Below are 10813 nucleotides of genomic sequence, written 5' to 3'. Positions count from 1 at the left end.
TGAATTTTATTTCTTTTTTCTTCCTCACAAGCCTTTTTATAAGCTTCTGCCGCATTCCTTAACGCGACTTTATTAATTTACCTTATTTTCTCCTCTTTGGCAAGTCTGTGTTTTTGTTCGATTTTTTAATGCTTAATTGCCTAAAACTGCTAAAATAAAGCAATATTGTTCGTTTTATTTATCAATATGCATATTTTCTTGCCCAATATTACCTTTTATTTGTAGCTTATTCGAACTTTATTCCATAATTATAGTTTGAATTTTTTTGAAATAGCACCATTTTGGTGACCATTCATCATGATTTGATACTTTTCACTCGCCCAATATAATATTATTAGTAATAAGAATTTATCACAATAAGATGAGGAATAACGGATGAAACTGCAAAAATTAAATATAACATTATATGCCATCATTTTTAGTTTAATCATTGGCATAGTAACTGCTGGTTATTTAAATTTAATTAATTGGGTAATTCACCTGATTTGGGCACCTTTTTTAACTGCTTCTAGCTCTTTCACAAAATTTTATCCCTTCTTAATTTGTATCCCCTTCGGTTTTGCAATTGGTTTTATCAATAAAAAATTAGGAGATTATCCTTTAACAATTCAAGAAGTACTAACCAGCTTCCGCTTAAACGGAAAAATAAATTACCATAATTGGTGGAAATCATTTATTTTAGGACTAACAGCTTTAGCAGCTGGCGGAAGCATTGGACCAGAAGCATCTACTACCGTCTTAGCTAGTGGCATGATTAACTGGTTAGGCGATAGAATTCGTTGGGCAAATCATTTCAATAAAAATATTTGGTATCAAAAAATGGATCCTCACGAATTAAATCACTCTGATAAATTCAGCCAAATGTTTAAAAAGCCTTGGCAAAAGAAATTAGCTATTTTTCTTTGACAATTATTGGAATATTAGGTGCTGCTCTGGTCTTCAAGCTCTTTCCCGAAGAAGGAGTATTCGGTATCCACCACCGCATAATCAATTGGCAATGGCTTAACCTATTAACTGCTATCCCTGCATTAATCGTGGGTATTATTTTCAGCTATTTCTTTATCCATCTGGAAAATTGGTTTGCCATTATTATCAATGTAAAAATTGGTAAAGTTGGGCAAGCCGGTATATTTGGGATCTTGCTTGCTGTTGCTTCACTGATTAGCACGGATATTTTATTTTCGGGAGAATTTAGAATCGTTGCTTTTACTAAACAAGCATTTGAATTACCAGCAGGATTGTTAATAATAATTGCAATCGTAAAAGCAATTATGACTAATTTAGGCTTTGTAATGGGTTGGCGCGGCGGAACAATTTTTCCCGCTATTTTTTCTAGCTTAGCTATTGGCGTTGCCTGTGCCAAATTCTTACCAGGAAATCCTAGAATTAACGCAGTTATAGCGTTAACAGCTAGTTTAACAATGATCTTAGGAAAACCATTATTAACAATAATTTTATTAGGCCTATTAGTTTCAATTGAATTAACCCCAGTTTTGATTATTACCAGTTTATTGGTTAACTTTTTGCAAAAGAAATATTTTGAAAAGAAATTATAACTAAAAAAGGAATCCGTGTTGGATTCCTTTTTTAGACACCATATTTACGGCGAATATCCCGCTTTTGGTCCCTCTCTTTAATTGTTTGGCGTTTGTCATATTCTTTCTTACCTTGACCTACACCAATTAATACTTTGGCAAAACCATGCTTTAAATATACCTTAAGCGGAATAATTGCAATTCCACGTTCTGCTTGTGCTTTCGCTAAACGCGCAATTTCTTTTTTATGCAAAAGAAGGCGCCGACTTCGCAGGGGTTCGTGATTGTAACGGTTCCCCTGCTTATACTCACTGATATGGACGTTTTCTAGCCATGCTTGGCCATTAACAATTTGCACATAGCCATCACGCAAATTAATTCTTCTAGCCCGCACAGACTTAATTTCCGTCCCAGTTAGAGCTATTCCAGCTTCCAGCGTCTCTTTAATAAAATAATCATGCCGCGCTTTTTTATTTTGGGCGATTAAATTATCTTCTTTTTCTTTCTTCATTAAGATCAATCCCTAATGTTTAAAATTCTTTCGACCTCTACGACCATCGTTGCCGCGACTATGCCCATAATCATCATGATTGTTAAATCTACCACCACGACGACCATGATTATTATGAAAGCCACGATTACCACGACGACGATTATTCATCCCGCGATCATTGTATTTATGCTTAGGCGCATTAGGATCATAAACTTCGAAGTCCAATTGATGTTGCTCAACGTTAGCATTAATCAAAGTAACCTTGATCGGCATCCCTACCTTGTACTGTTTATGTGTGCCGCGACCAGTAAGGGTTAATGATTTTTCATTAAAGCTGTAGAAATCGTCAGTTAAATTAGAAATATGAACTAACCCTTCAACCGTATTCGGCAATTGAATAAACATACCAAAACTAGTTACGGATGAAACTACAGCATCAAAGTGTTGTCCCACTTGATCTGCCATATACTCGGTCATCTTCAAGTCATTTACTTCACGTTCAGTATCAATTGAACGTCTTTCTTGGGTTGAAGTTTGTTCCGCAACATCTGGCAAATAACCAGCAAAGTGCTTTTGCGTCTCTTCATCCATACCTTTTTCTTGATATGCGTGAATCATCCGGTGCACCATCAAGTCTGAATAACGTCTAATTGGTGATGTAAAGTGAGTGTAATACTTTGCTGCTAAGCCAAAGTGACCCAAAGCATCTTCTGAATAATGTGCCTGCTTCAAGCTACGCAACATCATCATTTGTACTACAGCTTCTTCAGGAGTACCAGTAGTCTTAGAAACCACTTTTTGCAAATCAAGCGGTTTAATATTTTCTGGATCAGCATGAATATTCAAACCAAAGGCGCTGCAAAATTCAAAGAAGGTCTTAATTCTTTCAGCATCTGGTGTTTCGTGTACACGGTACAAGAATGGTACATGCTTTTTGAAAAAGTCTTCAGCTACAGTTTCATTAGCCATCAACATAAATGATTCAATCATCTTTTCAGCAGTACCACGTTCATGAAGCACAATATCCGTTGGCTTACCTTGATCATCAACGATAATTTTTGCCTCCGGTTCTTCAAAGTCAATTGCTCCGCGTTGATGACGTTGTTTGTACAAAGCAGCATGCAAATCTGCCATTTCTTCTAGCATGGGACGCAATTTAACATACTTATCCTCTAGGCCGTCCATATCACCTTTAAGAGTTTGGTTAACCTTGTTATAAGTCATACGGCCATGTGAGCGCATCACAGAAGGATAAATCTTATAGCCTACTCTTTTACCTTCTGGTGTAATTTCCATGTCACAGGATAAAACAAGTCGGTCTACGCCCTCATTCAAAGAACAAATTCCATTTGAAAGTCTAAATGGCAGCATTGGAATTACCCGATCAACTAAGTATGTACTATTGCCACGAGCAAAAGCTTCTTCATTTAAAGGAGTATTTTCTGTTACGTAATGAGAAACATCGGCAATATGAACTCCCAAATGATAATTTCCGTTAGGCTTTTTCCATAAAACTACCGCATCATCAAAGTCTTTTGAATCATCCCCATCAATAGTAACAGCGGGCTGGTCAGTAATATCAACTCTGCCCTTCTTTTCTTCTTCAGTAACATGATCAGGAATAGCATTTGCCTGAGCCATTGCCTCTTCTGGCCATTCAGTTCTAACATCATGAGCTGAAACAATTGACATAATATCAACGCCAGGATCATTTTTATTACCAATGATGTTAATTACCGTGCCAGTCATTGACTCAGGATTATCTTCATCAGGATAGTCCTTAATTGAGACCTTAACCATATCGCCCATTTGAGGAATTAAACCATTTTCTGATAAATAAACACGATACTTGTGCAGTTTCTTATCGTTACTCAAAGCGTAACCAATAAAATGGCTAATTTTTCTTTGTTTATCAGTTAATGGGTGAAATTCACCAACTAATGTTTCCAGACCACGTTCAAGAATTTCTTCAACTTGCCCTTCTGGTCCTTTACCATTCCAAGGATTACCACCAGCAGTAATCTTAACTTTTACGCGGTCGCCATTAACAGCATATTTGGTATAATCTGCAGCGACAAATACATCGTCTGCATTTTCATCATCTAATCTAACAAAACCAAAGCCTTTATCATTGGCTCTAAATTCACCTTCAACTTCGGTATTTTCTTGGGCCAATTGATATTGCCCTTTACCATCAGTAATAATTTTCTTTTCATGCTCTAAAAAAGAAAGAGCTTTAATTAATTCAGTAAAATTACCTAATCTATCACGACGTGCTTCACGTTCAATTTGATCTACACGAAATTGTTTTTGTGGATTATGGCGAAAAATTTCTAAAACGCCGGCCAAAATTTTTTCGTTTTGTGCCATGCAGTTATTCTCCGATCTTTAAATTTAATAAAAAAAGCCTCCCCATCATATTTTGATCGGGAGGTACAAAATTTATTTTGAAGACATGTAAGCTAAGATAATAGCAAAGACGAAAAAGAGTACCAATAAAACTGAGGTTACTTTTTCCATAAATGCTTCAAAACCACGTTTTTTGGTTTGACCACTAAAAACGGCACCGCCAGATAAGGCGTTCAATGCATCTTGTTGTTTTTGTGGCTGCATCATTGTTGCAATAACGATTAAGATTGAAACAATGATTAGTAGCGTCATAACTAAATTATACAATGCGCTGCCTCCAATACACACATACGATTTACTTACCAAGTTTATCACAAATTACTAGTTTTTGCAGTTATTTTTTTAGTTCAGGCGCATCTGTCCTAAAATCTTTTTGTGTTGTCTTTTTATGATTTTGATACCATAATGACGTTTTACTTGGATCATCAAATAACCGCTTCAAAGATAGACCTTTATTATAATCATAATCCTTAGGCTTAATTTTGGTAAACCATTTTGGTCGATAAAATCTAAGTAGATTTCCATTAATTACACGATCTGACAAGGATAATTGTGTAGTAACAACATTAGAAATTGCTACCAATTTTTCTTTCAATTTCTTGTCAGGTTTAATCTTTTCTCCAGTCTTGGTGTCATAGTAATTACTACCTACCTTAGAATATTCAGGCGTAATAAAGTCACCATTTCTCTGCGCTACAATTTGCGGAGCGTCTTTACTTAACAAATCGTAACCAAATTGGATAGTATCTTTATCCTTAATTCCCAATAAATTCAATAAGGTTGGCAAAACATCAATTTCACCGCCATAAGTATGATTAATACCGCCTTTCAAGCCTTTCATATGGAACATCAAAGGTACCCGCTGGAACTGCAAATTATCAAAATCATTAAATGAATCTTTCTTAAGCAATTCTGCACTAGCTTTATGGTGGTTACCAGAAATACCATAGTGATCACCGTAAAAGACTATTAAGGTTTTCTTATCAAGCCCTGTTTTCTTCATCCAACGCATAAATTCACCAACTGCTTGGTCTAAATAATGCGCAGTTTGTACATAACCGTCAACCGTTTCATCCCCAGTATTAGTCTTATCAATTGTTTGATTCTTCTTATCGATATTATATGGATAATGGTTTGTAACAGTAATCATCTTTAAATAAAACGGCTGTGGCAATCGTTCAATATACTTGATTGATTGATCAAAGAAAATCTTGTCTTTTAAACCATATCCAATGTAGTAACTAGGCTTATTTTGATAAAAAGAAAGCGGCATAAAGTATTGATAGCCAAATGACTTATAGGCATTGTTTCTATTCCAGAATGATCCTGCACCGCCGTGCATAACAGCGGTAGTATAGCCTGCTTGTTGGTGCAAAATTGCTGGTGCACTTTCAAAGGTATTAGAAGTCCCATATGTTGACATCGCACTACCCGATTGTAAACCAAACAATGAATTTTCAAGCATCATTTCCGCATCGGAAGTTTTACCTTGTCCAACTTGATTAAAGAAATTATCAAAACTAATCGTATCTTTTTGGTGATAAATCTTATTCAGATTAGGTGTAACTTCTTTACCCTTCCATTTATAGCCAATTAAAAATTGCTGGAAGCTCTCTAGGTGAATGACTAAAACATTTTTACCTTTAGCTACACCTGTATATGCGGGATTAGGTTTAACATAATTTTTCTTTAAATAATTCTTAACTGACTTTAAATCAGAAACATCAGCTTTGGCCATTTGAGCACTAGTTTGCGCTGTTTTATAGCCATCATAAATGGCATATTCATTAATCCCCAGATATTTAACAATATAATTATTATCAAATGTTCTAGTTAAAAGACCGGAACGATCATTTTGGGCCATTAACAAATTCAATCCCATTAAACTAGCTGCTAGTGCTTCAATCAATAAATTAACCTTTAGCTTTAATGGGCGGACGTCCATTTTTATTACTTTAGTCGCTAATAACACGATAACCACAGCAATATCAGCAAAGGCTAAAAAATCACTTGCCAACGTAATTCCTGCAATACTCTTACCTAAATTATCAGAAGTTGAACCCGATGTCTTAATGATTGAAAAAGATAAAAAGTTTGAAAACTCACGATAATATAGGATATTGGCAAATAACCAAAGCGTTAGCAAGAAATCAATAATCAGAATAATCCAATAGGATTTGCGTCCCTTAAAGAATAACCCGATTCCTAACAGAAGCATCCCTGACGGAATTGGATTGATCAGCAGCAAAAAATGCTGCATTGGGCCTACTGCTCCCAAATTAAACTTAGTCAAATAGATAAAATAAGTTTTAAGCCAAAAAAGCACTAAAACAATCGTAAAAAAGCCTAATTTAGTTTGCGTTAACCATCTAAAAAAAGATTTGGTGTGTTCCACTTGCTTCATGCTCCTCTCATTACGGTAACTTATCTTACTACGAATTTAAGCAAGACTCTGCTACTTTAATAAAAATTAATCATTTTCTGGGCTTTTTATCTTTTTAGGCTTAAAAATCCAACCTAAAATTCCGAGAAGCATACCAAAAAAGTAAGTTGAAAAGCGCCAGATAAACATCGCTAAAATTAATGCACCATGTGATGAAATAAAACTAGAAAACAGGGTTTGAAAACTATATTCTGCTCCACCCGACGCACCTGGAATTGGAATAATCGCCATAAACATGATAATCATGATATTCATTTGCGTTACTTGATACCAGGAACAAGGAACATTTAATGCAGTTAATACCATAAACGGAATGGAATAAAAGAAAAGTAATTGTAATACCGTTAAAAACGAGGCAATAATTAATTTCTTTTTTTCTTTTTTTAGTTTTTGACTTTCGGCGTAAAAAGTATCAATTTTTTCTAGAGTAGCTTTACGCCATTTTTCAACTCGTTCTTTTTTAAGCATTTTTGCTAATAAATCCATTAACCAATTAGTCGCTCTTTTAGTAAAACGATAAGCAAACATAATGGCTAAAAGGAAAATAATTGAACTTACGTGAATTAAAAAACCGATGGCAATAAAAATTGCTAAGCCAACAAACTTAGTCATTACCATATGAAAGCCAAAAATGATCGTAAATACATAGGCAAACAAGACCACAATCTGATAAATAATAAACTTCATCAACAAAATCGAGGTGGAGCGCCCACCTTCCATTCCCATTTGAATCATTGCTAATAATTGGGAAGGCTGTCCTCCAGTTGACATTGGTGTAATAGCATTAAATAAAGCCTGGATAATTGGAATACGCAAAAATGACCATGCTGATCTTTTTGGCTCTTTTTTGCGATGCGCCAACGTCGCTAAAATTCCGGCTTCACATACATAAGACAAAAGCATTAAAGCAAAAACCATTATCAGTGCAAAAATATTTAGGCCATGAGCTGCCTGCAATATTTCTGATATTGGCGTAGCTTTTAAATCCGTATATAGCACAAAGGCACTGATTGCCAAAACAATCAGGATGCCCCATAAATGTTTTTTATTCATTAATGTATTTGACCTAATTCTTTCCCCAGGATATATTGCTCATGATAAAATTCATTCCAAATTTTAGCCAAATGATCTTCTGAATATTCTTGACTTGCTTTGCGTGACAATTCACCATATTTTTTCAAAATCTGTGGATTAGCAACTGCCTTTTGCAAGACTTGATTCATTTCACTATAATCTTTTCCACTCAAATAGTAGCCATCAATAATTGCCCTATAAAGATCGAGATCACGCAACAATACTGGTGTACCACAACTGAAAGCTTCTAGAACTGACATTGGAAATAATTCATCATATGATGGCAAAACAAACAAATCAGCAATATTCAAGTACTTAACTAATTTTTCTCGTTCAACAATTCCTGTAAACATCATATTTTTAGGCGGGTTATCAACCATATCTTTGTAATGATCATAACCATCCGTAATTTTACCGAATGAAAAACCACCCGCCCAAATAAATTGAACATCAGGGTTTGCCTTAGCCATTTTTACAAAATCGTCAATCCCTTTGCGCTCCTGTACTTGGCCATCACCAAAAACAATAAATTTATCAAGTGGAATTCCTAATTCATGACGAAAAGCATTTTTGCTAGCAAGCGATTCTTCATAAAATTCAGTCTTAGAAACAAAATTGGGAATGTATTTCACTTTTTCAGAATCAACCCCATAATCGACTAATTTATCAATAAAGATTGGATTAACAACTACAATTTGATCCATTCTCTTATAAAAATCAATTACGTATTGATAAAACACTTTTTTAGCTACGCCAGGTAACTTAATTGAGCCTTCCAATGTATCTGGCAAAAAATGGACATACCCAATTTTTCTACCTCGCGCAGGTGAAAAACTATTTGCATAATACGTAGGATTAATTGTATGGTAATGCGTTAAATCACTATTACCATATTTATTAATCGTTACATAATATTCGTCTACTAAATGCGTTCTAAGCAGCTTAATCAGTTCATTATAAGCAGAGCCAACGCCCTGTCCCTTAACTGAGTCAGCTTGCGAGAACATATTAATTCTAATCATTATATCCTCTTTTTTGTCTCTTCATCATGCTTATATTGATAGTGGTCAATTGCATACTGATAAAAATCAGCCACATTTTTAGCAAATTGATCTGCGGAAATTTTTTGCAATTTATTTTGCAAAAGTTCTTGTGGAATTTTCTTTCTACCTAGCTTAAGTAAAGCAACAATTTTTTGTAGCATTTCTTCTTGCGTAGTAAACGTTCGTCCAAAAATATCTTGGTCAAAAATATTTTCAGTATAGTCTGTACTATAAACTACACATGGAGTTCCCGCTGCTAAGGCTTCAATATAAGTAAGTCCTTGAGTTTCAGTATCACTAGCCGAAACAAATATATCTGCCATTCGGTAATAATTACCAACATCACCATGCTCTACATTACCCGCAAAGATAACATAATCTTCCAGCGTCAATCGCTCTACTTGATCTTTCAATACATCTACGTCTGGACCATCACCTGCAATAACAAATTTTACATTGGGAAATTCATCAATAATTTCAGGCATTATATTTAAAATGTGATTAATTTTCTTCTCAGCAGCAACCCTGCTTAAAGTCAAAATTACAGGAGCATCTTGATCAATTCCAAGATCTGGCCGAACATCACGCTGCGCATCATTATTCATACCTTGCAAATCTACACCAGTAGGTATAACTCTAATTGGAATTTGAACGCCATAGCGCCGCAATAATTCTTCAACACGGCCACTTGGAGCTATACAACCATCCATATTTTTTAAATAGCTTTTAACAAACTGTCTAACATGGTATGGCCGAAGCAAATGTCCGTTTAAAATATAATGCAAATAATCTTCATACATTGTATGGTAAGTGTGAATAGCAGGAATATCCAACTGATGAGCTACATATTTACCAATAGTACCTAATGCAAATTCAGTTTGCGTATGAACCACATCAAGATTTACTTCCTTTGCTACTTTAGCTGCTTCAAACAGTCCTCTAAAAGCTATTCTTCGATCAGTAAACGAAACAAAGGGAATACTGCTAAAACGAAACACATTAGGTTCTACTGTCCCCTTTTTCACATTTGGGTCAGTAGTAGTAAAAATAAATACATTATGCCCCTGTTTTTCCAACGCTTCCTTCAGCGTTTTGATTGAAGTAGCTACGCCACTTATCTGGGGAAAATATGTATCGGTATAAAGACCAATATTCATTTAAATACCTCCATATGTAGCATTATAAAGATTCCTGTATTCATGTGCAATTTATATAATAAAATGCTAATTTATTTTAAGAATAACAAAGAAGCGATCCAATTACTTGGATCGCTTCATAAGAATAGCGGTGATCGGGGTCGAACCGATACGTCCGTAATGGACACCAGATTTTGAGTCTGACGCGTCTGCCAATTCCGCCACACCGCCAAAATATTAAATTATAAATAATCAACTTATGTAGTTGATAAGGCGGAGGTCGGATTTGAACCGACGATTAAGGTTTTGCAGACCTCTGCCTTACCACTTGGCTACACCGCCACAAGTTATAAAATTATTTAGAATTGGGATAGCTGGATTCGAACCAGCGCATGTTAGAGTCAAAGTCTAATGCCTTACCACTTGGCTATATCCCAATACTAGGGCGGAATGTGGGAATCGAACCCACGCATGCTGGATCCACAAACCAGTGTGTTAACCCCTTCACCAATTCCGCCATGAAGGTTAACAGGGATAGTAGGAATTGAACCCACACTAGCGGTTTTGGAGACCGATGTACTACCTTTATACGATATCCCTATTATGGAGGAGGGTGGATTCGAACCGCCGAACTCAGAGAGAGCGGTTTTACAGACCGCCGCGTTTAGCCACTTCGCTAC

At 35.5% G+C, this 10813-nt stretch carries 9 protein-coding genes and 5 tRNA genes; 2 read left to right on the top strand and 12 right to left on the bottom strand.

From position 1 onward, the window contains the following. The first annotated feature begins 375 nt into the window (after positions 1-375). Both Q0Y84_RS11650 and Q0Y84_RS11645 read left to right on the top strand, forming a co-directional pair. Positions 376-906 (top strand): hypothetical protein, encoded by a 531-nt coding sequence (locus tag Q0Y84_RS11650; RefSeq protein WP_297953907.1) that lies wholly within the window; start codon positions 376-378, stop codon positions 904-906. Then, entirely contained in the window at positions 876-1556 is a 681-nt protein-coding gene (locus Q0Y84_RS11645) for a chloride channel protein (RefSeq protein WP_297953906.1), read from the top strand. Before Q0Y84_RS11650 ends, Q0Y84_RS11645 begins: the two co-directional genes overlap by 31 nt. Before the next feature lie 31 nt (positions 1557-1587). Here Q0Y84_RS11645 and smpB read toward each other — a convergent pair whose 3' ends face one another. The 12 genes from smpB to Q0Y84_RS11585 form a co-directional block, all read right to left on the bottom strand. Then, positions 1588-2046: an SsrA-binding protein SmpB gene (gene smpB / locus Q0Y84_RS11640; RefSeq protein ID WP_297953903.1), complete on the bottom strand. Its 459-nt coding sequence runs from the start codon at positions 2044-2046 to the stop codon at positions 1588-1590. Positions 2047-2058: 12 nt separating this feature from the next. Next, entirely contained in the window at positions 2059-4398 is a 2340-nt protein-coding gene (gene rnr / locus Q0Y84_RS11635) for a ribonuclease R (RefSeq protein ID WP_297953900.1), read from the bottom strand. Positions 4399-4470: 72 nt separating this feature from the next. Then, positions 4471-4704: a preprotein translocase subunit SecG gene (secG, locus tag Q0Y84_RS11630; RefSeq protein ID WP_005722499.1), complete on the bottom strand. Its 234-nt coding sequence runs from the start codon at positions 4702-4704 to the stop codon at positions 4471-4473. 67 nt (positions 4705-4771) lie between these two features. Next, positions 4772-6832 (bottom strand): LTA synthase family protein, encoded by a 2061-nt coding sequence (locus tag Q0Y84_RS11625; protein WP_297953909.1) that lies wholly within the window; start codon positions 6830-6832, stop codon positions 4772-4774. Between the two features lie 75 nt (positions 6833-6907). Further along, entirely contained in the window at positions 6908-7933 is a 1026-nt protein-coding gene (locus Q0Y84_RS11620; protein ID WP_297953889.1) for a lysylphosphatidylglycerol synthase transmembrane domain-containing protein, read from the bottom strand. Beyond that, on the bottom strand, positions 7933-8976 hold the full coding sequence (locus Q0Y84_RS11615; RefSeq protein WP_297953886.1) for a glycosyltransferase family 4 protein: 1044 nt from the start codon (positions 8974-8976) through the stop codon (positions 7933-7935). The genes Q0Y84_RS11620 and Q0Y84_RS11615 overlap by 1 nt, the downstream gene beginning before the upstream one ends. After that, the gene (locus Q0Y84_RS11610; RefSeq protein ID WP_297953883.1) at positions 8976-10154 is read right to left on the bottom strand and encodes a glycosyltransferase family 4 protein; all 1179 of its coding nucleotides are present in this window, start codon (positions 10152-10154) and stop codon (positions 8976-8978) included. Before Q0Y84_RS11610 ends, Q0Y84_RS11615 begins: the two co-directional genes overlap by 1 nt. Before the next feature lie 125 nt (positions 10155-10279). Next, positions 10280-10364 (bottom strand) — tRNA-Leu (locus Q0Y84_RS11605). 40 nt (positions 10365-10404) lie between these two features. After that, positions 10405-10475 (bottom strand) — tRNA-Cys (locus tag Q0Y84_RS11600). A gap of 23 nt (positions 10476-10498) precedes the next feature. After that, a tRNA-Gln gene (locus tag Q0Y84_RS11595) sits at positions 10499-10570 on the bottom strand. A 7-nt stretch (positions 10571-10577) separates the two neighbouring features. After that, positions 10578-10650, bottom strand: a tRNA-His gene (locus Q0Y84_RS11590). Positions 10651-10662: 12 nt separating this feature from the next. After that, positions 10663-10733: transfer RNA gene (locus Q0Y84_RS11585), tRNA-Trp, on the bottom strand. Positions 10734-10813: the final 80 nt, after the last annotated feature.

Origin of the sequence: uncultured Lactobacillus sp. (genome assembly GCF_947367125.1) — a bacterium.
Lineage (GTDB): Bacteria > Bacillota > Bacilli > Lactobacillales > Lactobacillaceae > Lactobacillus.
Note: the sequence above shows the minus strand (reverse complement) of the source record. Positions and strands in the feature narration are given on the sequence as shown.